Origin of the sequence: Micromonospora sp. NPDC006766, from assembly GCF_040636055.1 — a bacterium.
Taxonomy (GTDB): Bacteria; Actinomycetota; Actinomycetes; order Mycobacteriales; family Micromonosporaceae; genus Micromonospora.
Genome location: NZ_JBEYIX010000019.1, coordinates 1 through 23,402 on the forward strand (window position 1 = coordinate 1; position 23,402 = coordinate 23,402).

The following is a 23,402-nucleotide window of genomic DNA, read 5'->3' on the forward strand; positions in this document are numbered from 1 at the left end:
GGGTGGTCGTCCGCCGGCGCGCGGCGCCGGCAACAATCCGTTCGGCATCCAGGGCGGCCAGCAGCAGCGGCCGCCGGCCGCCGGTGCCGGCGGCCCCCGTCCGAGCCCGGCCGGCATGCCGCCGCGGCCCAGCCCGGCGTCCATGCCGCCGCGGCCCAGCCCGGCCTCGATGCCGAGCCAGCGTCCCACCACGGGTCGCCCTGGCGGCCCCGGTGGCGGTCGTGGCGGTCCTGGTGGCGGCGCGGGTCGCCCCGGCGGCGGTGGCGGTGGCTTCCGCGGCGGTCCCGGTGGCGGCGGCGGTGGCGGTGGCTTCCGCGGCGGTCCCGGTGGCGGCGGCGGTGGCGGTGGCTACCGTGGCGGTCCCGGTGGCGGCGGCGGTGCCGGTGCTCCCGGCGGTGGTTTCCGTCCGGGTGCCCCGGCCGGCGGTGGTGGTCGTCCGGGTGGCGGCGGTCGTGGCCGTGGCGGCGGCGCCGCGGGTGCCTTCGGGCGTCCGGGTGGTCGGCCGACCCGGGGCCGCAAGTCCAAGAAGCAGCGCAGACAGGAGTTCGACAACCTGTCGGCCCCGACCATGTCCTCGGGTGCTCCCCGCGGTCAGGGTCAGGTCGTCCGGTTGTCCCGTGGCGCCTCGCTGTCGGACTTCGCCGACAAGATCAACGCCAACCCGGGTTCGCTGGTCCAGGAGATGTTCAACCTGGGCGAGATGGTGACCGCGACCCAGTCGTGCTCCGACGAAACCCTGCTGCTGCTGGGTGAGCACCTCGGCTTCGACGTGCAGATCGTCAGCCCGGAGGACGAGGACCGTGAGCTGCTCGCGCAGTTCAACATCGACCTCGACGCGGTGGTGTCGGAGGACCGCCTGGTCAGCCGTGCGCCGGTGGTGACCGTCATGGGTCACGTCGACCACGGTAAGACCAAGCTGCTCGACGCGATCCGCAAGGCGAACGTCGTGGCCGGCGAGGCGGGTGGCATCACCCAGCACATCGGCGCCTACCAGGTCCACGTCCCGCACGAGGGCGAAGACCGGGCGGTGACGTTCATCGACACCCCGGGCCACGAGGCGTTCACCGCCATGCGTGCCCGCGGTGCCCAGGTCACCGACATCGTGGTGCTGGTGGTGGCGGCTGACGACGGCGTCATGCCGCAGACCATCGAGGCGTTGAACCACGCCAAGGCGGCCGAGGTGCCGATCGTGGTCGCGGTCAACAAGGTCGACAAGCCGGAGGCCAACCCGGACAAGGTCCGCCAGCAGCTGACCGAGTACGGCCTGGTCGCCGAGGAGTACGGCGGCGACACCATGTTCGTCAACGTGGCCGCGAAGCCCGGCATCGGCATCGAGGACCTCCTCGAAGCCGTGCTGCTGACCGCCGACGCGTCGCTGGAGCTGACCGCTCCGATCGACGGGCCGGCGCAGGGCGTCGCGATCGAGGCGCACCTGGACAAGGGCCGCGGTTCGGTGGCGACCGTGCTGGTGCAGAAGGGCACCCTGCGGGCCGGCGACTCGATCGTCGCCGGAGGGGCGCACGGCCGGGTCCGGGCCATGCTGGACGAGAACGGCAAGCCGGTCGACGAAGCCGGTCCGTCGCGTCCGGTCATGGTGCTGGGTCTGACCACGGTGCCGGGTGCGGGTGACACCTTCCTGGCCGCCGAGGACGACCGGACCGTGCGGCAGATCGCCGAGCAGCGGCAGGCGCGGCGGCGGGCGGCGGCATTCGCCAACTCCCGTGGCCGGGCCACCCTCGAGACGCTCATGGAGCAGCTCAAGGAGGGCGAGAAGACCTCGCTCAACCTGGTGCTCAAGGGCGACGGCTCCGGTTCCGTGGAGGCCCTCGAGGACGCGCTGTTCAACCTCGACATCCCGGAGGAGGTCCAGCTTCGGATCATCCACCGGGGCGTGGGTGCGATCACCGAGAGCGACGTCATGCTCGCGAGCGCCTCGTCCGAGGCGGTCACGATCATCGGCTTCAACGTGCGGGCCGCCAACAAGGTCCGCGAGATCGCCGACCGCGAGGGCGTGGAGATTCGGTACTACACCGTTATCTACCAGGCCATCGAGGAGATCGACGCCGCGCTCAAGGGGCTGCTCAAGCCGGAGTACGAGGAGGTCGAGCTGGGGAGCGCGGAGATCCGCGACGTCTTCCGCTCGTCCAAGATCGGCAACATCTCCGGTTGTATCGTCCGGTCCGGCATCATCCGCCGCAACGCCAAGGCGCGGCTGCTGCGGGACGGGGCGGTCGTGGCGGACAACCTCACGATCAGCTCCCTCAAGCGGTTCAAGGACGACGCGACGGAGGTCCGCGAGGGCTTCGAGTGTGGTCTGACGCTGGGCGGTTTCAACAACGTCCAGGTCGGCGACATCATCGAGACCTTCGAGATGCGGGAGAAGCCGCGCGCCTGAGCGGTGTGAACGAGGAGACGGCCGGGGCCCACTGGGCCCCGGCCGTCGCCGTCTGCGTCGGCTGCGACAATCTCCCGCGTGCTCAGGTACGCGCTGCTCCTCGCCCCCTCCGCCAACCGGGTCTACGCCGACGCGGCCAGCCGGCTGGCCCGCGCCGAAATGGCGGTCTTCGCCGGCTCGGGGGTGCTCGACGCGGTACCCGGTGACATCGCGGTGGAGCGGATCGGTGGGGTGGAGTACCTGACCTTCACCACGCCGACGCCGGGACTGGGCGCGCGGGACCTGGCGTACCTGGCCAACCTGTCGGCGGCGTACGCGCTGTTCGAGCGGGTGGCCGACGATCTGCTCCGGCCGGTGCCGCTGCACCCCCTGGCCCGGTACGACACCGACCTGATCACCATCCCCAAGTACGCCGGCAAGACCAACGAGCAGTTCACCCGGCTGCTGCTCAACGTCACCCTGCTGGCCTCCGCCTCGGCCGGCGGCATGCTGGACCGGCAACTGGTGGTGCTCGACCCGCTCTGTGGACGTGGCACCACGCTTAATCAGGCACTCATGTACGGCTACGACGGCATCGGTGTCGAGCACGACGGCAAGGACGTGGACGCGTACGCGGCGTTTCTGCGTACCTGGCTGCGCCGCAAGCGGCTCAAACACACCGCCGAGTCGGTGCCGGTACGCCGGGACCGCAGGCTCGTCGCCCGGCGGTTCGAGGCGGTGCTCGCGCCGTCGCGGGACGCGCACCGGGCCGGCGTGACCCAGCGGGTCACCGTGCTACACACCGACACCACCCGGGCCCGGGAGGTGCTCCGGCCGGCCTGCGCCGACGTGATCGTCACCGACGCGCCGTACGGGGTGGCGCACGGCAGCCGTACCGGGCAGGTGCTGTCACGCAGCCCGCTGGACCTGCTCGGCTCGGCCGTGCCGGTCTGGCGGCAACTGCTGCGCCCCGGCGGGGCGCTGGGGCTGTCCTGGAACACCCAGGTGGCGCCGCGGGCGGCGGCCGAGGCGGTGCTGGCCGGGGCCGGCCTGCGGGTGGTGGACGGGCCCGGCTGGCGGGACCTCGCGCACCGGGTCGATCAGGCGATCGACCGGGACGTGCTGGTGGCGGTGGCTCCGGGCGACGACCGCAGCTCGTAGCACCGCGCCGGGCCCCGGAGCCGTCGGCGGAAATCGGGTGCCCCAGACGTTGGCCTGGGCGTACCGTTGCTCGCCGTGTACACGGGAACTGCGCACTTCGACCTGTTGCTGCCGGGGGACTCCCGGTCCCTGAAGGCCAAGCGTTCGTACGTCCGGCCGATCGTCGCCGCGCTGCGCCGGTTCGAGGTGTCGGCCGCCGAGGTCGGGGGGCTCGACCTGCACGGGCGGGCCGAGATCGGGGTGGCCGTGGTGGCCGCCGAAGCGGCGCACGTCCGCGAGGTGCTCGACTCCTGCGAGCGGCTGGTGGCCGCCCGCCCGGAGGCCGAGCTGCTGTCCGTCCGCCGCCGCCTCTACGGCGGCGAGGACTGAGTGAGCCCGGCACGGGCCCGGGCACGCGCCGGGCTGCAGGTGTTAACAGGGGCCCTTCCTTACAAGCTGGCGGCGCTGCGCGGGGGGCGGGGCAGCGCGGGTAGGGTTTGCGGTGAGCACAAAGAAGCCCTGGAGGTGGGGGACATGACGGATCCGGCCAAGGTACGCCGGCACGCGGAGCGTATCCGTGAACTGGTCGCGTCGGTGGTGCGGAGCCAGATCAAGGACCCCCGGCTCGGGATGATCACCATCACCGACGCCCGGATCACCGCCGACCTGCGCGACGCCACCGTTTTCTACACGGTCCTCGGCGACGCGGCAGCCCAGTCCAGCACGGCCGCCGCGCTGGAGAGCGCCAAGGGCATGCTGCGCAGCACGGTCGGCAAGGCCCTCGGGCTGCGCCACTCGCCGACCCTGACGTTCGTCCTCGACGACGTGCAGGATCAGGTCAAGCACATCGACGACCTGCTCGCGGCGGCCCGCAACCGGGACGCCGAGGTGCAGCGGCTGGCGGCCAGCGCCCAGTACGCGGGCGAGGCGCAGCCGTACCGGGTGGACGACGAGGAGGCCGAGGAGGGCGACGAGACCGGCGACGACGAGCCGCGCGGCGACCTTCGGTGACCGCACCCGCCGAGGGCGGTACGCCGGCCGGTGCCGGTCCCACCGACGCCGACTGGGCGGCCGCCGTCGCGGCGGTACGCGCGCTCCCCGCCGACGCGCGGGTGCTGCTGATCTGTCACGTCAACCCGGACGGCGACGCGCTGGGCAGCATGCTCGGCTTCGGGCTGGGCCTGCGCCGGTGGGGCGTACGGCACCTCCAGGCGACCTTTCCCGGGCCGCCGGAGGTGCCCGAGCCGTTCCGCTGGCTGCCCGGCCTGGAGCTGCTCGTGCCGCAGGACGCCGCGTACCCGGATCCGGATCTGGTCATCTGCTTCGACGCGGCGAGCGAGTCCCGGTTGGGTGACCTGGTCGACCGGCTGGACAAGGCCGGGGCGGCGCTGGTGCTGGATCATCACGCCTCGAACACCCGGTTCGGCGGCATTCACCTGGTCGACCCGCACGCGGCGGCCACCTCGATGGTCGCCGAGGGGCTGCTGGACCGGCTCGGGGTGCCGCTGGACGCGGAGATCGCCACCTGCCTCTATGTGGCGCTGAGCACCGACACCGGCTCGTTCCGCTTCGAGGCCACCACGCCCGAGGTGCACCGGATGGCGGCCCGGCTGCTGGCCACCGGCATTCGGCCCGGGGACATCTCCCGGCGGATCTTCGACACCCGGCCGTTCGGCGCGGTCCAGCTCTTCGGCGAGGTGCTGGGCCGGGCCCGGCTGGAACCGGCGGCCGCCGCCGGGCGCGGGCTGGTCTGGACGTACGCCACCCAGGACGACCTGGCCCGGTACGGCCAGCCGGCGTACGTGCTGGAGGCGCTGATCGACTCGGTGCGCTGCACGGCCGAGGCGGACGTGAGTTGCGTGGTCAAGCAGGTGGCCGCCGCCGAGTGGGCGGTCTCGCTGCGCAGCAAGGGCGCGGTGGACGTGAGCCGGGTGGCGGTGGCGCTCGGCGGTGGCGGGCACCGGTTCGCGGCCGGGTTCACCGGCCGGGGCACCGTCGACGAGGTGCTGGACCAGATCCGCGCCGAGCTGGACGAGGCGCTGCCGGCAAGATCCGGACAACGTCCCTGAAACTAGCCCCTCACGGCACTCTCAGGCCGCACTTCTTCGAAAGTGCGGCCTGATTCCTGATTCTGGGCAGGATCAGGCCGCGCCGGGTGTCCGTATGCCGGGAACAGTGGGCAGCATGTGGAAAGTGAACGTTAATTTAGGAGGGCCGGCGCGCTAATTCGGCGCTGGTCACGGGCGGTGGCGCCCACCCGGTGCCGCCTCTCCTCAGGGTCTGACCGACCCGGGCTCACGCTGCCAGGCGAGCCGCTCCGGTGATCCCGGACCGCCGCCCCGGCGTCCAGCAGGACGACGACTCCACGTCGCGGCGCCAGACGCGCCGAGCTCAAGGTGTCGGACGACGCCCAGGGCCACCCAGCGCCGGTGGCCCGCACCCTGGAAGGGATTCCCATGGCCACCAAGCGCAAGCCGCAAACCGAGACCACCACCACCGACGACGCCCGCGAGCAGCTGCGCCGCGCCCTGCAGACCTCAATGGACACCCGCCAGTAACAACACCGCTCCCCCCGCCCCCCGCGACCGCCAACCTCATGATCGACGGCAGCTCGGCACGCTGGGACGCTGGGGGCGGCGGCTGGGCGGGAGAGGTCAGCGGGGGGTGGGGTGCCCTGGGCGGCGAGGCCCAGAGCCCGGCGGAGCGCAAGGGCGAGCGGGACCGAGGGGTTCAGGCAGTCGACGATCACCTCGCCGCGGGCCGTCATGGCCTCACCGTACGACGTTGACAGACCGTGGGGCCCCAGGTTGGCAGGCCTCGCCCGGGAGCCCGCACGGTAAGCGACAGCTGGGGTTGTGCTCCTTACCTTTGGCGTGTCAGGATCGGCCGCGATGAGCCAGACCACCGCCACGGCGTCACCCCGCCGGATCGCCGCGCTCGCCCTGCCGGCCCTCGTCGTGCTCGCCGCCGAGCCGCTCTACGTCCTGGTCGACACGGCGGTGGTCGGCCACCTGGGCCGCGTCCCGCTCGCCGCGCTCGCCGTCGGCGGCACGGTGCTGACCCTCACCGCCTGGCTCGGCACCGTCGTCGCGTACGGCACCACGGGACGGTCCGCCCGGCGGTTCGGCTCCGGGGACCGGGCCGCGGCGGTGGCCGAGGGCGTTCAGGCGTCCTGGCTCGCCCTGAGCGTCGGCGTGCTGATGGCGCTCGCCATCCAGATCGGCGGCGGGTGGCTGGCACGTACCCTCGTCGGCGGTCCCGGCGAGGTGGCCGACGCCGCCGCCGGATGGCTGCGGGTCGCGGCGCTCGGCGCGCCCGGCCTGCTGCTGGCCGCCGCCGGCAACGGCTGGCTGCGCGGCATCCAGGACACCCGACGTCCGCTGCTCTTCGTACTCGCCCCCAACCTGCTCTCCGCGCTGCTCTGCCCGCTGCTGGTCTACCCGGCCGGTCTCGGCCTGGTCGGCTCGGCGGTGGCGAACGCGGTCGCGCAGACCATCTCCGGCGGCCTGTTCGCGGCGGCGCTGGTGCGCGAGCGGGTCTCGCTGCGCCCCCGGCCGCGGTTGATCCGCCAGCAGCTCGTGCTCAGCCGCGACCTGCTCGTCCGGGGTGTCGCCTTCCAGGCGAGTTTCCTGTCCGCGACCGCCGTCGCCGCCCGGTTCGGCGCCGCTGCGGTCGGCGCCCACCAGATCGCCGTACAACTGTGGTTCTTCACCGCGTTGCTGCTGGACGCCCTCGCGATCGCCGCGCAGGCGCTGATCGGTGCGGCGCTCGGCGCCGGCGACGCGGCCGGCGCCCGCGCCCTGGCCCGCCGGATCGCGCTGCTCGGCGGGGCCTGCGGCGTGGCCTTCGCCGTGCTCATCGCCGCCGGCGCCGGCCTGGTGCCGTCCTGGTTCAGCGCTGATCCACAGGTACGCGGCCAGGCGATGCTCGCCTGGCCGTGGTTGGTCGCGCTGCAGCCGATCGGTGGGGTGGTCTTCGCCCTCGACGGCGTGCTGATCGGCGCCGGGGATGTCCGCTACCTGCGCAACCTCACCATCGTGGCGGCGCTGGGTGGCTTCCTGCCGGCCATCTGGCTGGCCTACGGGCTCGACCTCGGGCTGGGCGGGATCTGGGCCGGGCTGACGCTGTTCGTGGTGCTCCGGCTGGTCGCGCTGCTGCTGCGGCTGCGCTCCGGCGGCTGGGCGGTGGTCGGCGCGGTCCGCTGAGGCGAGCCCGGCCCGCCCGCCCGCCCGGCGGGGCAGCTGACCGGTCTGGCACGCTTGGCGGTCGTGAGCACAGACGGTCTGATCGTGGTCGACAAGCCGGGCGGGATGACGTCCCACGACGTGGTGGCGCGGATCCGGCGGTTGGCGCGTACCCGGCGGGTGGGGCACGGCGGCACGCTGGACCCGATGGCCACCGGGGTGCTGGTGATCGGGGTGGGACGGGCCACCCGGCTGCTCACCTACGTGATCGGTGCCGGCAAGAGCTACACGGCGACGATCCGGCTGGGCCAGGCCACCGTCACCGACGACGCCGAGGGCGACGTGATCGCCACCACCTCGACCGTCGGGGTGACCGACGACGCGATCCGCGCCGCGCTGGCCGCCCAGAGCGGCGAGATCGACCAGGTGCCCAGTGCGGTCAGCGCTATCAAGATCAACGGTCAGCGGGCGTACAAGCGGGTCCGCGAGGGGGAGGCCGTCGAGTTGCCCGCCCGCCGGGTCACCATCTCCCGGCTGGACGTCCTGGCAGTCCGCCGGGACACCCCGGACGTGGTGGACGTGGACGTGGACGTGACCTGCTCGTCCGGGACGTACATCCGGGCCATCGCCCGGGACGCAGGCCTGGCGCTCGGGGTCGGCGGCCACCTGACCGCGCTGCGCCGCACCGCCGTGGGCGGCTTCACCCTGGCCGAGGCGGCCACCCTCGACACGCTGGAGCAGCGCGCCCCCGACGTGGTCAACCTGCCGCTGGCCGCGGCCGCCGACCGGTTCTTTCCCCGCCGGGACGCCACCGGCGACGAGGCGAAGGTCCTCGCCCACGGCGGCCCGCTCGACGCGGCCGGCATCGCCGGCCCGTACGCCGTCTTCGGACCCGACGGCGGGTTGATCGCTATCGTCAGCGAGCGGGACGGGCGGGCCCGCGCGGAGATCGTGCTGGCCCCCGCCTGACGACGACGGCGGCGTGAGCAGGGGAGGAGCCGGAATGCAACGGTGGCGGGGGTACGAGGCGGCACCCGGGGGCTGGGGGCGCTCGGTGGTCACCATCGGCGTCTTCGACGGGGTGCACAAGGGGCACCAGGCCACCATCGGCCACGCCGTCGCCCGCGCCCGCGAGCTGGGCGTCCGGTCGGTGGTGGTGACGTTCGACCCGCACCCGGCCGAGGTGGTCCGACCCGGCTCGCATCCCGCGGTGCTCACCGAGCCGGCCCGCAAGGCGGAACTGATCGAGGCGCTCGGCGTCGACGTGCTCTGTGTGGTGCCGTTCACCCCGGAGTTCTCCCGACTGCCGGCCGAGGCGTTCGTGCACGACGTCCTGGTCGAGCACCTGCACGCCGCGCTGGTGGTGGTCGGCGACAACTTCCGCTTCGGGCACAAGGCGGCGGGTGACGTGGCCCTGCTGGAGCGGCTGGGCCGCACCTTCGGCTTCGGGGTGGAGGGCGCCCCGCTGGTCGCCGAGGCGGGGACGGTCTTCTCCTCCACGTACATCCGCTCCTGCGTCGACGCGGGCGACGTGGCCGCGGCGGCCGCCGCGCTCGGGCGCCCGCACCGGGTCGAGGGCGTGGTGGTCCGCGGCGACCAGCGCGGACGTGAGCTGGGTTACCCCACCGCCAACCTGCTCACCCACCGGTACGCGGCGATCCCCGCCGACGGGGTGTACGCCGCCCGGCTGGTGCGCCGCGGGCGGGAACCTCTCGCGGCGGCCGTCTCCGTCGGCACCAACCCGACCTTCTCCGGCCGCGAGCGCCGGGTGGAGGCGTACGCGCTCGACTTCTCCGGCGACCTGTACGGCGAGCGGCTGGCCCTGGACTTCGTGGCGCACCTGCGGGAACAGCGGACGTACGACTCGATCGAGCCGTTGGTGGCGCAGATCGCCGAGGACGTGGAGCAGACCCGCCGGGCGCTCGGCTGAGCCCGCCGGACGACCCCGGCACGGCCGGCGCACCGCCCTTCACCGGGCGGTTCCCGACCGGGCTGGTAGTCTGGCGGGGACGTCGGCTGACCGACGTGGGGCCTCGCGTGCCTGCACGACGCCGCGGGCGCGAGGACCGGTCCGATCTCCGGTCACTGAGACCGGTCCGACGGACCTCATCGAACCACCCACGAAACAGGGAGAACATGGCGCTCGACCAGGAAGCCAAGGCAAAGATCCGCGCGGAGTACGCGACCGCCGAGGGCGACACCGGTTCGCCGGAGGTGCAGGTCGCTGTCCTCACCAAGCGGATCGCCGAGCTCACCGAGCACCTGAAGGTGCACAAGCACGACCACCACAGCCGCCGTGGGCTGCTGCTGCTGGTCGGCCGTCGCCGTCGGCTGCTCAACTACGTCCAGAAGAAGGACATCAACCGCTACCGGTCGCTCATCGAGCGGCTCGGCCTGCGCCGGTGACGTGACGGGGGAGTGGCCAGCGGCCACTCCCCCGTTCCGGTACCACTGAAGAACCGGGCCACGCGACCACCTGAGAGGGAGCCGGTCGGCGTACCGGTCTCCGGTAGTGGCCCCCGGGCACCCCGGCATCCGCCGGTCACCCGGGCGCTTCGATCGAAGACCGGCCGTCTGAGCAGCTCCCGCGTCGTGGGCCCCCGATGCAAAGGAGCATTGCCGCACCATGACCGAGAACCGACTCGGCACCGAAGCCCGTACCGCAGTGATCGACAACGGGGCGTTCGGCACCCGTGAGATCACCTTTTCCACCGGCCGGCTGGCCCGCCAGGCCGCCGGCTCCGTCATCGCCCAGCTCGGCGAGACGGTTGTTCTCTCCGCGACCACGGCCGGCAAGCAGCCGCGGGAGCAGTTCGACTTCTTCCCGCTGACGGTGGACGTCGAGGAGCGGATGTACGCCGCGGGCCGCATCCCCGGCTCGTTCTTCCGCCGCGAGGGCCGGCCCAGCGAGGACGCCATCCTCACCTGCCGGCTGATCGACCGGCCGCTGCGCCCGTCCTTCGTCAAGGGCCTGCGCAACGAGGTCCAGGTCGTCGAGACCGTGCTCGCGCTCGACCCGCAGCACCCGTACGACGTCGTCGCGATCAACGCCGCCTCGATGTCGACCAAGCTTTCCGGCCTGCCGTTCTCCGGCCCGATCGGGGCCACCCGGATGGCGCACGTCGACGGCCAGTGGGTCGCCTTCCCGACCCACGATGAGCTGGCCCGGGCCACCTTCGACATGGTGGTGGCCGGGCGGTCCCTGCCGGACGGCGACGTCGCGATCATGATGGTCGAGGCCGAGGCCACCGAGCACACCGCGGCGCTGGTCGCCGGCGGGGCCCCGGCCCCGACCGAGGAGGTCGTCGCCAGCGGCCTGGAGGCCGCCAAGCCGGCCATCCGGGAGCTGTGCCGGGCGCAGAGCGAGCTGGCCGAGGTGGCCGCCAAGCCGGTCGCCGAGTTCCCGGTCTTCCTGGACTACCAGGACGACGCGTACGACGCGGTCGCCGAGCTGGCCCGCGGCGAGGTCGCCGAGGCTCTCAAGATCGCTGGTAAGCACGACCGCGAGGAGGCCCTGGACCGGGTCAAGGCCAAGGTCGTCGAGGAGCTGGGCCCGCGCTTCGAGGGCCGGGAGAAGGAGCTCTCCGCCGCCTTCCGGTCGCTGACCAAGTCCGAGGTCCGCAGCCGGGTGCTGCGCGAGCAGGTCCGCATCGACGGCCGCGGCCCGCGTGACATCCGCCCGCTGTCCGCCGAGGTCGGCGTGCTGCCGCGGGTGCACGGCTCGGCGCTCTTCGAGCGCGGCGAGACCCAGATCCTGGGCGTCACCACGCTGAACATGCTCCGCATGGAGCAGTCGCTGGACACCCTCTCCCCGGAGAAGTCCAAGCGTTACATGCACAACTACAACTTCCCGCCGTACTCCACCGGTGAGACCGGTCGGGTCGGCTCGCCGAAGCGGCGTGAGATCGGCCACGGTGCCCTCGCGGAGCGGGCGCTCATCCCGGTGCTGCCGTCGCGCGAGGAGTTCCCGTACGCGATCCGGCAGGTCTCCGAGGCGCTCGGCTCCAACGGCTCCACCTCGATGGGTTCGGTCTGCGCCTCGACGCTGGGCCTGCTGTCGGCCGGTGTGCCGCTGAAGGCCCCGGTCGCCGGCATCGCCATGGGCCTCATCTCCGACGAGGTCGAGGGCAAGACCCGGTACGTGACGCTGACCGACATCCTCGGCGCCGAGGACGCGTTCGGTGACATGGACTTCAAGGTCGCCGGCACCCGGGAGTTCGTCACCGCGCTGCAGCTCGACACCAAGCTCGACGGCATTCCGTCGGACGTGCTGGCCGCCGCGCTGCAACAGGCGCACGAGGCCCGGCAGACCATCCTCGACGTGATGCAGGCGGCGATCGAGGCCCCGGCCACGATGAGCGACTACGCGCCGCGGGTCACCACCGTCAAGATCCCGGTCGACAAGATCGGCATGGTGATCGGCCCGAAGGGCCAGACCATCAACGCCATCCAGGACGAGACCGGCGCCGAGATCTCCATCGAGGACGACGGCACCATCTACGTCGGCGCGACCAACGGCCCGTCGGCCCAGGCCGCGGTCGAGCGGATCAACGCGATCGCCAACCCGACCCTGCCCAAGGTCGGCGACCGGTTCCTCGGCACCGTGGTGAAGACCGCCGCGTTCGGCGCCTTCGTCTCGCTGCTCCCGGGCCGCGACGGCCTGCTGCACATCTCCAAGGTGGGCGACGGCAAGCGGGTCGAGAAGGTCGAGGACTTCCTCAACGTCGGCGACAAGGTCGAGGTGGAGATCGCCGACATCGACCAGCGCGGCAAGATCTACCTGGACAAGGTCCGCCCGGAGGGCGCCGAGGCGCCGGCCGCCGGTGAGGCCGCCGCCGAGCGCCCGGCCGGCCGGGACCGGGGCGACCGTGGCCCGCGCGACCGGGGTGACCGCGAGCGCGGCGGCCGTGGCCCGGAGCGGGGCGAGGGCGGCGGCGAGGGCGGCGAGGGCGGCGGCGAGTCCCGCCCGCGTCGCCGGACCCGGCACAGCTGATCCCTGACGGCAACACGGCCGGGCGACGCCGACGCGTCGCCCGGCCGTGCCGGATCATCGCACCATCCACCCCTTGTTGAACTGGAAGCAGGTTGCCGTGAGTCGGACCCGCGCGGTCACCCGTACGCTCAGCGACGACCCACTGGGCGGGACCGTGCGCCGTACCGTGCTGCCCAGCGGGTTGCGGGTGCTCACCGAGGCGATCCCGGCGATGCGCAGCGTCTCCTTCGGCATCTGGGTCGCCGTCGGCTCCCGGGACGAGACCGGGCCGCAGGCCGGCGCCGCGCACTTCCTGGAGCACCTGCTCTTCAAGGGCACCCGCAAGCGCAGCGCGTTGGACATCTCCGCGGCGATCGAGGCGGTGGGCGGCGAGACGAACGCCTTCACCACCAAGGAATACACCTGCTACTACGCCCGCGTGCTGGACGAGGACCTGCCGCTGGCCATCGACGTCATGTGCGACCTGGTCGCCGACTCGGTGCTCGACGACGCCGACGTGGAGACCGAGCGGGGCGTGATCCTCGAAGAGATCGCCATGCATGACGACGAGCCGGGCGATGAGGTGCATGATCTGCTCGCCCGGGCCGTTTACGGCGACCACCCTCTCGGCCGGCTGATCTCCGGCACCGAGGAGACGGTCACCCCGATGACCCGCCGGCAGATTCAGAGCTTCTACCGCCGCCGGTACACCCCGCCGGAGATCGTCATCGCCGCCGCCGGCAACCTCGACCATGCCGCCGTGGTCAAGCTGGTCCGGCAGGCGCTGCGTGGCACCCCGCTGGACACCGGCCCGGCGGCGCCGGCCCCGTGCCGTGCAGCCGCCCCGGCGGTACGCACGAAGCCGGCCGCCACCCTGGTCGAGCCGAAGGAGACCGAGCAGGCGCACGTGATCCTCGGCTGCCCCGGCATCGACCGTACCGACGAGCGGCGCTTCGCCCTCGGGGTGCTCAACAACGTGCTCGGCGGTGGCATGTCGAGCCGGCTGTTCCAGGAGATCCGCGAGCAGCGCGGCCTGGCCTATTCGGTCTACTCGTACGCCAGCCAGTACGCCGACAGTGGCCTGTTCGCCGTCTACGCCGGCTGCGCGCCGGGCAAGGTGGACGAGGTGCTGGAGCTGACCCGGGCCGAGCTGGCTCGGGTGGCCGTCGAGGGGATCACCGGGGCTGAGCTGGCCCGGGGCAAGGGGATGAGCAAGGGCTCGTTCGTCCTCGGCCTGGAGGACACCGGCTCCCGGATGAGCCGGCTGGCCAAGGGTGAGCTGCTCTACGGGAACCTGATGCCGGTGGACGAGCTGCTCGCCCGGGTCGACGGGGTGACCCTGGACGACGTGAACGCCCTCGCCGCCGAGCTGCTCGGCCGACCGATGTCCCTCGCCGTGGTCGGCCCGTTCGACGAGTCCGCCTTCGCGGCGTCTCGCTGACCGGTCTTGAAGCAGGACGGCGTCCCGATTGGGATAGGTTGTGCCCCGTGACTGACGAGCAGGAGAAGAATCCGGGCGAGCCGCTGCGGGTCGGCGTGCTGGGCGCCCGTGGCCGGATGGGCGTGGAGGTCTGCAAGGCCGTCGACGGGGCCGCCGACATGGACCTGGTGGCGATGGTCGACCAGGGGGACGGGCTGTTCGCCGCCGCCGACGCCGGTGCCGAGGTGGTGGTCGACTTCACCACCCCCGACGTCGTCATGGACAACCTGCGCTGGTGCATCGACCAGGGCATCAACGCGGTGGTGGGCACCACCGGCTTCACCGGGCAGCGCCTCGACCGGGTGCGTGGCTGGCTGGCGCACCGGCCCGAGGTGGGCGTGGTGATCGCCCCCAACTTCGGCATCGGCGCGGTGCTGATGATGCAGTTCGCCGCCCGCGCGGCCCGGCACTTCGAGTCGGTCGAGATCGTGGAGCAGCACCATCCGCGCAAGCTGGATGCGCCCAGCGGCACCGCCACGCACACCGCGCGGCTGATCGCCCAGGCTCGGGCCGAGGCCGGTCTCGGCCCCGCGCCGGACGCCACCAAGGACGAGGTGCCGGGCGCCCGGGGCGCCGACATCGACGGCGTACGCGTACACGCGGTGCGGGCCACCGGCCTGGTCGCCCACCAGGAGGTCCTGTTCGGCACCACCGGTGAGACGCTGACCATCCGGCACGACTCGTACGACCGGGCCTCGTTCATGCCGGGCGTGCTGCTCGCCGTGCGCGCGGTGCGCAACCGCCCGGGTCTCACCGTCGGCCTGGACGCCCTGCTCGACTAGCCCGCCCTCCCAGCGGTGGCGCTCCGGCCGAGCCTAGGCTCACCTTCATGATCGATTCTGGATTGTGCGACCGTGCCGGCCGGCGGGTGACCCTGCGGCCGGTCGACGACGACAACTGGCGGGCCGTGGCCGACGTCGCGCCCCGCGATGACCAGCGCGCCTGGGTGCCGGCCCTGGCCGCCCGCTACCTGCTGCTGACCATGCGCTCGGACGGCTGGACCTCGCTCGCCGTGTACGCGGACGAGACGGTGGTCGGGCACGTCATGTGGGCCGTGGACGACGACGGTTCGCGCTGGATCGGCGGCATGCTGATCGACGCCGCCGAGCAGCACCGGGGCGTCGGCCGAGCCGCCGTGCGCACCCTCACCGACTGGCTGGTCACCCAGGGGCACCCGGTCCGCCTCAGCTACCACCCCGACAACACCCAGGCCGCCGCCCTCTACCGCTCCCTCAACTTCCACCCCACCGGCGCCCTCGAAGACGACGAACTGATCGCCGAACTCACCCCCGCCCAATCCCGCTGATCATGAGGTTGGCGGCGAAGTCGATCGCCGTAGCTGCCGCCAACCTCATGATCAACGCTGGTCGGCGGGGGGAATGGCGACGTGGAGGCGGAGTTGGGGGACCAGCATGTCGTCGACGTCCAGGGCGCGTGCGGCGGCGTCCGGTTCCCAGCCGGTCGAGGTGAGGAACTTGCGGGTCGCCGCGTCCGCGTCGAACGCCCAGGCCACCGCGTGGGTGAGGCCGTCCTCCCGCCAATGGTCGACTGCGGCCGCGAGCAGCCGGCTGCCGTGCCCGCGTCGGCCCCAGCGCGGCTCGACCAGCAGGTCGGTGACCGCGGCCACCCCGTCGCCGAGCGCGTCGGCCGGCTCGCCCGGCGCGAGCGCCTCGGCGTCGGCCGGACCGGCCGCCATGAACCCCACCAGATAGGATTGTTCGGCCTGTTCGACGGCGACCAGCACCCGGTGTGCGTCCGAGGGTGGCTCCTGCACCGCCGCGCTCCACCGCCGGGTGAGGTAGGCCTCGTCCAGGTTGTCGAGCACGTGGCGAGGCAGGATCCGGCGGTATGCGACCCGCCAGGTCGCGAGCTGGATGCGTGCGATCTCGCCCGCGTCCTGGAGACGTGCGGGGCGGACGTACCCGAGTGCCATGGCACGTGAGCCTACGCAGGGCGAGGGAGGCGACGGTGGCGCAGGGTGCCAGGCGGACGATCGCGCAGGTCGTCGCCGTGGTGGTGCTCGCCGTCGCGGTGGCAGCCTTCCTGCGGGAGGAGGCCGTGCGGCATGAGTTCTTCGACCTCAAGGTCTATCAGGGCGCGCTGACCTGGTGGGTGCACGGCGGGGAGATCTACGACTTCCTCAAGCCCGGCAGCCCGTACGGCTTCACCTACCCGCCGTTCGCCGCGTTGGTCATGCTGCCGATGGTCTGGCTGCCGTGGCACGTGGCGACGACGGTGAGCCTGGTCGCGACGGTGGTGGTCAGCACCGTGGTGATCTGGTGGCTGGTCGACCCGATCGCCCGCCGCTGCGGCTGGACCCGTTGGTTCGCCCTCGCGGTGGCGCTCTGCCTGGCCGCCGCCTACGAGCCGATGCGCGAGACGGTCAGCTTCGGCCAGGTCAACATGCTGCTGCTTTTCGTGGTGGCGGTGGATCTGCTGTGGTTGCTGCCGGCGGGCAGCCGGTGGGCCGGGGCGGGTGTCGGACTGGCCACCGCGACCAAGCTGACCCCGGGCATCTTCATCGTCTATCTGCTGGTCACCGGGCGCTGGCGGGCCGCGTTCACCGCGATGGGCGCGGCGGTCGGGGCCACCCTGCTCGCCGGCGCGCTCTTTCCGAACGCCTCCCGCGAGTTCTGGACCTCGGCGTTGTGGAACACCGACCGGGTGGGCGAGTTGGCCTTCGTCTCCAACCAGTCGCTGCGCGGGGTGCTCGCCCGGCTGGACCCGGCACACCCGGGCACCGTCGCCTGGCTGGTGCTGGTGCTCGCCACCCTGGCCGGCTGGGTGTGGCGCTCCCGCGCCGCGTCGGCCGCCGGCGACGAGACCACCGGCCTGGCCCTGACCGGCGTCGCCATGTGCCTGGTCAGCCCGGTGACCTGGGTGCATCACCTGGTCTGGCTGCTGCCCGCGCTGATCCTGCTGGTCGACAACGGCATGGCGGCCCCCGCGCGCAGCCGCCGGCGCCCGATCCTGCTGGCCGCCGCGACCATCGGGTACGCGTTCCTGATCAGCCGGATCGTCTGGCGGTTCGACGAGGACTTCGGCGGGGTGACCGGCTTCCTCGGCAGCAACACGTACGTCTGGATCAGCCTGGGGCTGCTGCTCGGCCTGCCGGTCCGCCGCCCGGCCGCGCCGGCCGGTGGTCCGCCCGCCCAGCGGGGTTCGTCACGCGTCGAGACAGGCGGTGTAGCGCAGCTCCCGCAGCCGCACCGGGTCGCGCCCGCCGGACAGCGACACCGGATAGGTGCTCTCGGCGCCGTCCGGTGACAGCCCGGCCCGTTCGTAGAAGCGGCGGGCCCGGGCGTTGTCGGCGAGCACCCAGAGGCGATATTCCTGCCAGCCCCGTTCGGTCAGGCCGGCCCGGGCCGCGGTCAGCAGGTCCCCGCCGGTTCCGGTGCCCCAGTGCGCCGGCTCGACGTACACCGCCAGGATCTCGCCGTACCGGTGGTCGAGGTCGCCCCGGTCCTGGTTGTTCCGGTACGGGCCGAAGGTGGCGAACCCGGCAACCCGCCCGTCGACCTCGGCGAGCAGGGTGGCGAACGGGTGAGCCGGGTCGGCGGTGCCGAGGTCCCGGCGACGCTGCGCCCAGGCGGCCGGGTTCAGCCGGCGCAGCACCTCGTCCGGCATGATCCCGGCGTAGCCGGCCTGCCAGCTGCGCACGTGCACCCGGGCGATCGCCTCGGCGTCGTCCGGTTCCTCGCGACGGATGGTGAGCATCCGTCCGTTCTATGCCCCGACGGCCGCCGGGTCCAGCGTGTCGTACCGGTGAAATAGGGTGCCCGACGATGGCCGCACCGGAATCGCTCTCGCTCGCCCAGGCCCGCCGGGTCGCCCTGGCCGCCCAGGGCTTCGCCGACCCGCCGCCCGCCGGGGTGCCCACCCGCCGGCACCTGCGCCGGGTGCTCGACCGGGTCGGGCTGATCCAGATGGACTCGGTCAACGTCCTGCAGCGGGCCCACTACCTGCCGCTCTACAGCCGGCTCGGGCCCTACCCGACCGAGCTGCTCGACAGCGCCGCCTACCGGCGTCCGCGGGACCTGTTCGAATACTGGGGGCACGAGGCGTCGCTGATCCCGGTCGGCCTGCAGCCGGCGCTGCGCTGGCGGATGGCCCGGGCCCGCGACGAGGCGTGGGGCGGGATGCGCCGCATCGCCCAGGAGCAGCCCGAGCTGGTCGCCCGGGTCCGCGACGAGGTGGCGGCCCGGGGTCCGCTCACCGCCGCCGAGATCGAGCACGACGCGCCCCGGGAGACCGGCAACTGGGGGTGGAACTGGTCCTCGGTCAAGCGGGCGCTCGAGTTCCTATTCTGGGCCGGCGAGGTGACCGCGGCCGACCGCACCACCTCCTTCGCCCGCCGCTACGACCTGCCCGAGCGGGTGCTGCCGGCCGCCGTGCTGGACGCACCCACTCCGACCGACGCCGACGCGCACCGGGCCCTGGTGGCGGTCGCCGCCCGCTCGTTGGGCGTGGCGGCCGAGCCGGAGCTGCGCGACTACTTCCGGTTGCCGCTGGCTGGGGCCCGACGGGCGGTCGCCGAGCTGGTCGAGGCGGGCGAGCTGACCCCGGTCGAGGTGCCGGGCTGGCGCCAGCCGGCCTACCTGCACGCGCAGGCCCGGCTGCCCCGCTGGGTCCGCGGCAACACCCTGGTCAGCCCGTTCGACCCGCTGGTCTGGGAGCGGGCCCGCGCCGAGCGGCTCTTCGGCTTCACCTACCGCATCGAGATCTACGTGCCCGCCCCGCAGCGGGTGCACGGCTACTACGTGCTGCCCTTCCTGCAGGGCGAGCGGTTCACCGCCCGGGTCGACCTGAAGGCCGACCGGAAGGCGGGGGTGCTGCTGGTGCCGGCCGCCTGGGTGGAGCCGGGCGTCGACCCGGGGGAGACCGCGGTGGCGCTCGCCGCCGAGCTCTACCGGTTGGCCGGCTGGCTCGGCCTGGCCGCGGTCGCCCCGCCGGTCGCCGGTGATCTGGCGCCGCCGCTGGCCGCCGCGCTGGCCGGCCTGGCCGGTGTACGGTGAGCCCGTGACGAGCGTTGACCGGCCGGCCGCCGCACCCGACCCGCAGCCGAGCCCCGACCCCGGGTCGACGCCCTGGCCCGCCGCAGTGGCCTACCAGCCGGTCGAGCCGGACCGGTTCACCCGTTTCGTGCTGCGGCTGCACGCCCGCGCCCCGCGCTGGGCGGTGCCGCTGGCCGCCGCGGGCTGTGTCGGCCTGGGCATGGCGTACGCGCTGCTGAGCAACCCCACCCACAGCGCCCCGGACGCCGCGCCGACCTGCCTGCTCAAGCTCACCACGGGGCTGGACTGCCCGGGCTGCGGCGGCACCCGCGCCCTCTGGTACGTGCTGCACGGCGACCTGCCGGCTGCCGCCCGGCACCATTTCCTCTTCGTCTTCGCGCTGCCCTTCCTGGCGTATCTCTTCGTCGCCTGGGCGGGCAACCTGGCGTTCGGGTGGCGGCTGCCGGAGCTGCGGCTCAGCCCGAAGGTGCTCGGCGGTTTCCTCGTCGCGTGGCTCGCCTTCTCGGTGGTCCGCAACCTGCCCTGGGCCCCGTTCACCTCGCTCTACGTCTGACCTCGGCGCGACACGCCCGAGCCGCCGCAGGCGACCCGTGGTGCGGCGTTTCACGTCGGCGTGCCCAGGTTTCGCCGGAGCGCGGACGGCCACTACAGTCGCAGGAATGCCGGACATGGTGCAGCCACAGGTCAAGCTCATCGCGTGGACCCAGTTCCAGGCCCCGGACGACGTGCCGTGGTCGACCGACGCCGAGGGCGGTCAGGCCCTCGCCGAGTTCGCCGGCCGGGCCTGCTACCAGAGCTGGAAGAAGCCGAACCCGGCCACCGCGACCAATGCCGGCTACCTCGCGCACATCCTCGATGTCGGCCACCTGAGCGTGCTGGAGCACGGCTCGGTGAGCTTCTACTTCAGCGGGGTCTCCCGGTCCTTCACCCACGAGCTGATCCGGCACCGGCACTTCTCGTACTCCCAGCTCTCCCAGCGGTACGTGCCGGAGCGGGACGCGGCCATGGTCGAGCCCGCGGTGATCGCCGAGGATCCGGAGCTGCACAAGAAGTTCGTCGAGGCGACCGACGCGGCCGTGCGGGCGTACACCGAGCTGTTGGCGGGCCTGGAGGCGCGCTTCACCGACGAGCCCAACCCGACGCTGCGCCGTAAGCAGGCCCGGCAGGCGGCGCGGGCGGTGCTGCCCAACGCCACCGAGACCCGGATCGTGGTCACCGGCAACTACCGGGCCTGGCGGCACTTCATCAAGATGCGGGCCACCGAGCACGCCGACGTGGAGATCCGCGAGCTGGCGGTGGAGTGCCTGCGGCAGCTCCAGGAGGTCGCGCCGAACGTCTTCGCCGACTTCCTGATCTCCACCTTGCCCGACGGCACCGAGGTCGCGGCCAGCCCGCACGCCGAGTGACTCCTGCGCCCTTCGCCGCCGGGCCCCCGGTGGTCGTCCGCTAGGTTGTGAACATGACGCACGACCACCCTGCCGCTCCCGACCGGGACGCGTCGCGCCCGTTCGGGCGACTGATCACGGCCATGGTGACCCCGTTCACCACCGACGGGTCCGTCGACCTGGACGGCGCCGGCCGGCTCGCCCGGCACCTCGTCGACGAGCAGGGCAACGACGCGCTGGTGCTCAACGGCACCACCGGGGAGTCCCCGACCACCACCGACGCCGAGAAGGAAGCCCTGATCCGGGCCGTGGTGGAGGCGGTCGGCGATCGGGCCCGGATCATCGCCGGGGTCGGCACCAACGACACCCGACACACCATCGAGCTGGCCGCGCAGGCGGAGAAGGCCGGCGCGCACGGCCTGCTGGTGGTCACGCCCTACTACAACAAGCCGCCGCAGAGCGGCCTGCTGCGGCACTTCACCGCGGTCGCCGACGCCACCGGCCTGCCGATCATGCTGTACGACATCCCGCACCGGTCCGGCACCGCGATCGCCACCGACACCCTGCTGCGACTGGCTGAGCACGGCCGGATCGTCGCGGTCAAGGACGCCAAGGGCGACCTCACGGCCACCTCCGAGGTGCTCACGCGCAGCGACCTGGCCTACTACTCCGGCGAGGACTCGCTGACCCTGCCCGCCCTCGCGGTCGGCGCGGTCGGCGTCGTCGGCACCTCGACGCATTTCACCGGGGCGCCGACCAAGCAGCTGATCGAGGCGTACGAGGCGGGCGACGTCCGCACCGCCCTCGCCCTGCACCGGCGGCTGCTGCCGCTGTACACCGGGATCTTCCGTACCCAGGGCGTGATCCTGGTGAAGGCGGGTCTGGCGGCCAAGGGCCTGCCGGCCGGGCCGGTGCGCCCGCCGCTGGTGGACGCCACCGCCGACGAACTGGCCCAGTTGCGCGCCGACTGCGCGGCGGTGGGCCTGGCACTTCCCGAATGATCAAACGACACGACGGACGCCGGGCGACGGCGTCGCAGAATGAGGTGGACGCGTGACCGAGGCGCACATCGAGGGTGAACTTCCCCCGCCGCTGCCGGAAGGCGGTCTGCGGATCATGCCGCTCGGCGGGCTCGGCGCCATCGGCCGGAACATGACCGTCTTCGAGTACGAGGGCAAGCTGCTGATCGTCGACTGCGGGGTGCTCTTCCCCGACGTCGAGCAGCCCGGGGTGGACCTGATCCTGCCCGACTTCGGCCCGATCCTGGACCGGCTCGACGACGTTCAGGCGATCGTGCTCACCCACGGGCACGAGGACCACATCGGCGCGGTGCCGTATCTGCTCGCCCACAAGGCGGACATTCCGCTGGTGGGCTCGCAGTTCACCCTGGCACTGGTCGAGGCGAAGCTGGCCGAGCGGCGGATCCAGCCGTACACGCTGACCGTGCGGGAGGGGCAGCGGGAGCGGCTCGGCCCGTTCGAGTGCGAGTTCTTCGCGGTCAACCACTCCATCCCGGACGCGCTCGCGGTGGCCATCCGCACCGGCGCCGGTCTGGTGCTGCACACCGGCGACTTCAAGATGGACCAGCTTCCGCTGGACGGCCGGATCACCGACCTGGCGGGCTTCGCCCGGCTCGGCGCCGAGGGCGTGGACCTGCTGCTGTCGGACTCCACCAACGCGGAGATCCCCGGCTTCGTCACCCCGGAGCGGGAGATCGGCCCGGTGCTCGACTCGATCTTCGCGAAGGCGAAGGGGCGGATCATCGTCGCCTCGTTCGCCTCGCACGTGCACCGGGTGCAGCAGGTCTTCGACTCGGCACTTGAGCACGGCCGCAAGGTGGCGCTGATCGGCCGCTCGATGGTCCGCAACATGGGCATCGCCCGTGACCTCGGCCTGCTCAACATTCCGGCCGGCCTGGTGATCGGGATCGAGGAGGCCACCACCCTGCCGCCCGAGCAGATCGTGCTGATGTCCACCGGCTCGCAGGGCGAGCCGATGAGCGCGCTGGGCCGGATGGCCAGCGGCGACCACCGGCACATCACCATCGCCCCCGGTGACACCGTCGTGCTGGCCTCGTCGCTGGTCCCCGGCAACGAGACCTCGGTCTACCGGGTGATCAACCGGCTGGCTCGGGCCGGTGCCGTGGTGGTGCACAAGGACGTGGCCAAGGTCCACGTCTCCGGTCACGCCCCGGCCGGCGAGCTGCTCTACCTGCTGAACGTCACCCGACCGAGCAACCTGATGCCGGTGCACGGCGAGTGGCGGCACCTGCGGGCGCACGCCCGGCTCGGCATCGAGTCCGGGGTCGCCCCGGACCGGGTGGTGATCTGCGAGGACGGCGACGTCGTCGACCTGGTCGAGGGCCGGGCCAGCCTGGTCGGGCACGTGAAGAGCCGGTACGTCTACGTCGACGGCCTGGCCGTGGGCGACGTCAGCGAGTCGCTGCTCACCGAACGCCGGATCCTCGGCGACGGCGGGTTCATCGCCACCACCGTGGTGGTCGACTCGGTCACCGGCAAGGTCGTCGCCGGCCCGACCCTGTCGGCGAAGGGCTTCTCCGAGGACCCGGAGGCGTTCAACCCGGTGATCCCGCTGGTCACCGAGGCGCTCAACCGGGCCGCCGCGGACGGCATCACCGACCCGCACCAGCTTCAGCAGATCGTTCGACGCACCGTCGGGCGCTGGGTCAACGACGCGTACCGGCGCCGGCCGATGATCGTCCCGACGGTCGTCGAGGTCTGACCCCGCCGGCTGTCGACGCCGGTCCACCGTTCCCGGTGGACCGGCGTCAGATAGATCACGACGACTCCCCGAGGGCGCTGGATCTGACGTACTGGAAGACGCCGCGCACG

At 72.8% G+C, this 23,402-nt stretch carries 22 protein-coding genes; 20 read left to right on the top strand and 2 right to left on the bottom strand.

Annotated elements, in window-relative coordinates; all coding sequences use genetic code 11:
• From infB to ABZ671_RS17700, 14 genes are all read left to right on the top strand, one after another.
• Positions 1–2,395 (top strand): translation initiation factor IF-2 (gene infB, locus ABZ671_RS17635; protein ID WP_357858585.1); only part of this gene is annotated, 2,395 nt, incomplete at its 5' end.
• Between the two features lie 78 nt (positions 2,396–2,473).
• Positions 2,474–3,535: an SAM-dependent methyltransferase gene (locus tag ABZ671_RS17640; RefSeq protein ID WP_357858588.1), complete on the top strand. Its 1,062-nt coding sequence runs from the start codon at positions 2,474–2,476 to the stop codon at positions 3,533–3,535.
• A gap of 75 nt (positions 3,536–3,610) precedes the next feature.
• Positions 3,611–3,904 (top strand): DUF503 domain-containing protein, encoded by a 294-nt coding sequence (locus tag ABZ671_RS17645; protein ID WP_357858591.1) that lies wholly within the window; start codon positions 3,611–3,613, stop codon positions 3,902–3,904.
• A gap of 144 nt (positions 3,905–4,048) precedes the next feature.
• Entirely contained in the window at positions 4,049–4,525 is a 477-nt protein-coding gene (gene rbfA, locus ABZ671_RS17650; protein ID WP_357858594.1) for a 30S ribosome-binding factor RbfA, read from the top strand.
• Positions 4,522–5,583 (top strand): bifunctional oligoribonuclease/PAP phosphatase NrnA, encoded by a 1,062-nt coding sequence (locus ABZ671_RS17655; RefSeq protein WP_357858597.1) that lies wholly within the window; start codon positions 4,522–4,524, stop codon positions 5,581–5,583. The genes rbfA and ABZ671_RS17655 overlap by 4 nt, the downstream gene beginning before the upstream one ends.
• A 360-nt stretch (positions 5,584–5,943) precedes the next feature.
• Complete coding sequence (locus tag ABZ671_RS17660; protein ID WP_357858600.1) at positions 5,944–6,072, top strand: hypothetical protein; 129 nt, start codon at positions 5,944–5,946, stop codon at positions 6,070–6,072.
• Positions 6,073–6,405: 333 nt separating this feature from the next.
• A complete protein-coding gene (locus ABZ671_RS17665; protein ID WP_357858603.1) occupies positions 6,406–7,719 on the top strand; it encodes an MATE family efflux transporter in 1,314 nt (437 codons plus the stop codon).
• A 63-nt stretch (positions 7,720–7,782) separates the two neighbouring features.
• Entirely contained in the window at positions 7,783–8,667 is an 885-nt protein-coding gene (gene truB, locus ABZ671_RS17670; protein ID WP_357858606.1) for a tRNA pseudouridine(55) synthase TruB, read from the top strand.
• Between the two features lie 34 nt (positions 8,668–8,701).
• The gene (locus ABZ671_RS17675; protein ID WP_357858609.1) at positions 8,702–9,628 is read left to right on the top strand and encodes a bifunctional riboflavin kinase/FAD synthetase; all 927 of its coding nucleotides are present in this window, start codon (positions 8,702–8,704) and stop codon (positions 9,626–9,628) included.
• 206 nt (positions 9,629–9,834) lie between these two features.
• Positions 9,835–10,104 carry a 30S ribosomal protein S15 gene (rpsO, locus tag ABZ671_RS17680; protein WP_043962418.1) on the top strand — a complete coding sequence of 90 codons (270 nt, stop codon included), beginning with the start codon at positions 9,835–9,837 and terminating at the stop codon, positions 10,102–10,104.
• A 220-nt stretch (positions 10,105–10,324) separates the two neighbouring features.
• Positions 10,325–12,691: a polyribonucleotide nucleotidyltransferase gene (locus ABZ671_RS17685; protein ID WP_357858612.1), complete on the top strand. Its 2,367-nt coding sequence runs from the start codon at positions 10,325–10,327 to the stop codon at positions 12,689–12,691.
• A 97-nt stretch (positions 12,692–12,788) separates the two neighbouring features.
• Positions 12,789–14,111, top strand: a complete 1,323-nt coding sequence (locus ABZ671_RS17690) for a pitrilysin family protein (protein ID WP_357858615.1) — start codon at positions 12,789–12,791, stop codon at positions 14,109–14,111.
• Between the two features lie 47 nt (positions 14,112–14,158).
• Positions 14,159–14,932, top strand: coding sequence for a 4-hydroxy-tetrahydrodipicolinate reductase (dapB, locus tag ABZ671_RS17695; RefSeq protein ID WP_357858618.1), 774 nt, complete (start codon positions 14,159–14,161; stop codon positions 14,930–14,932).
• A 47-nt stretch (positions 14,933–14,979) separates the two neighbouring features.
• Complete coding sequence (locus tag ABZ671_RS17700) at positions 14,980–15,456, top strand: GNAT family N-acetyltransferase (RefSeq protein WP_357858621.1); 477 nt, start codon at positions 14,980–14,982, stop codon at positions 15,454–15,456.
• Between the two features lie 51 nt (positions 15,457–15,507).
• On the opposite strand, the gene ABZ671_RS17705 is transcribed toward ABZ671_RS17700, so the two are convergent.
• Positions 15,508–16,083, bottom strand: coding sequence for a GNAT family N-acetyltransferase (locus ABZ671_RS17705; protein WP_357858624.1), 576 nt, complete (start codon positions 16,081–16,083; stop codon positions 15,508–15,510).
• A 35-nt stretch (positions 16,084–16,118) separates the two neighbouring features.
• On the opposite strand from ABZ671_RS17705, the gene ABZ671_RS17710 reads away from it, so the two are divergent.
• On the top strand, positions 16,119–17,417 hold the full coding sequence (locus tag ABZ671_RS17710) for a glycosyltransferase 87 family protein (protein ID WP_357858627.1): 1,299 nt from the start codon (positions 16,119–16,121) through the stop codon (positions 17,415–17,417).
• Here the strand turns inward: ABZ671_RS17710 and ABZ671_RS17715 are convergent.
• Positions 17,316–17,867, bottom strand: coding sequence for a GNAT family N-acetyltransferase (locus ABZ671_RS17715; RefSeq protein ID WP_357858630.1), 552 nt, complete (start codon positions 17,865–17,867; stop codon positions 17,316–17,318). The genes ABZ671_RS17710 and ABZ671_RS17715 overlap by 102 nt on opposite strands.
• Positions 17,868–17,935: 68 nt before the next feature.
• Here ABZ671_RS17715 and ABZ671_RS17720 point away from each other — a divergent pair, with 68 nt between their 5' ends.
• From ABZ671_RS17720 to ABZ671_RS17740, 5 genes are all read left to right on the top strand, one after another.
• Positions 17,936–19,165, top strand: coding sequence for a crosslink repair DNA glycosylase YcaQ family protein (locus tag ABZ671_RS17720; RefSeq protein ID WP_357858633.1), 1,230 nt, complete (start codon positions 17,936–17,938; stop codon positions 19,163–19,165).
• Positions 19,155–19,718 (top strand): DUF2752 domain-containing protein, encoded by a 564-nt coding sequence (locus tag ABZ671_RS17725; protein WP_357858636.1) that lies wholly within the window; start codon positions 19,155–19,157, stop codon positions 19,716–19,718. The genes ABZ671_RS17720 and ABZ671_RS17725 overlap by 11 nt, the downstream gene beginning before the upstream one ends.
• A gap of 115 nt (positions 19,719–19,833) precedes the next feature.
• Positions 19,834–20,571 (top strand): FAD-dependent thymidylate synthase, encoded by a 738-nt coding sequence (thyX, locus tag ABZ671_RS17730; protein WP_357858812.1) that lies wholly within the window; start codon positions 19,834–19,836, stop codon positions 20,569–20,571.
• 53 nt (positions 20,572–20,624) lie between these two features.
• Positions 20,625–21,551: a 4-hydroxy-tetrahydrodipicolinate synthase gene (dapA, locus tag ABZ671_RS17735; protein WP_357858639.1), complete on the top strand. Its 927-nt coding sequence runs from the start codon at positions 20,625–20,627 to the stop codon at positions 21,549–21,551.
• A gap of 52 nt (positions 21,552–21,603) precedes the next feature.
• Positions 21,604–23,292 (top strand): ribonuclease J, encoded by a 1,689-nt coding sequence (locus tag ABZ671_RS17740; protein ID WP_357858642.1) that lies wholly within the window; start codon positions 21,604–21,606, stop codon positions 23,290–23,292.
• Positions 23,293–23,402: the final 110 nt, after the last annotated feature.

Coding starts and splice junctions, on each gene's coding strand:
- rbfA (WP_357858594.1), top strand. CDS start 4,049: ATGACGGATCCGGCCAAGGTACGCCGGCACGCGGAGCGTATCCGTGAA.
- ABZ671_RS17665 (WP_357858603.1), top strand. CDS start 6,406: ATGAGCCAGACCACCGCCACGGCGTCACCCCGCCGGATCGCCGCGCTC.
- ABZ671_RS17675 (WP_357858609.1), top strand. CDS start 8,702: ATGCAACGGTGGCGGGGGTACGAGGCGGCACCCGGGGGCTGGGGGCGC.
- rpsO (WP_043962418.1), top strand. CDS start 9,835: ATGGCGCTCGACCAGGAAGCCAAGGCAAAGATCCGCGCGGAGTACGCG.
- ABZ671_RS17685 (WP_357858612.1), top strand. CDS start 10,325: ATGACCGAGAACCGACTCGGCACCGAAGCCCGTACCGCAGTGATCGAC.
- ABZ671_RS17700 (WP_357858621.1), top strand. CDS start 14,980: ATGATCGATTCTGGATTGTGCGACCGTGCCGGCCGGCGGGTGACCCTG.
- ABZ671_RS17705 (WP_357858624.1), bottom strand. CDS start 16,083: ATGGCACTCGGGTACGTCCGCCCCGCACGTCTCCAGGACGCGGGCGAG.
- ABZ671_RS17715 (WP_357858630.1), bottom strand. CDS start 17,867: ATGCTCACCATCCGTCGCGAGGAACCGGACGACGCCGAGGCGATCGCC.
- ABZ671_RS17720 (WP_357858633.1), top strand. CDS start 17,936: ATGGCCGCACCGGAATCGCTCTCGCTCGCCCAGGCCCGCCGGGTCGCC.
- thyX (WP_357858812.1), top strand. CDS start 19,834: ATGGTGCAGCCACAGGTCAAGCTCATCGCGTGGACCCAGTTCCAGGCC.
- dapA (WP_357858639.1), top strand. CDS start 20,625: ATGACGCACGACCACCCTGCCGCTCCCGACCGGGACGCGTCGCGCCCG.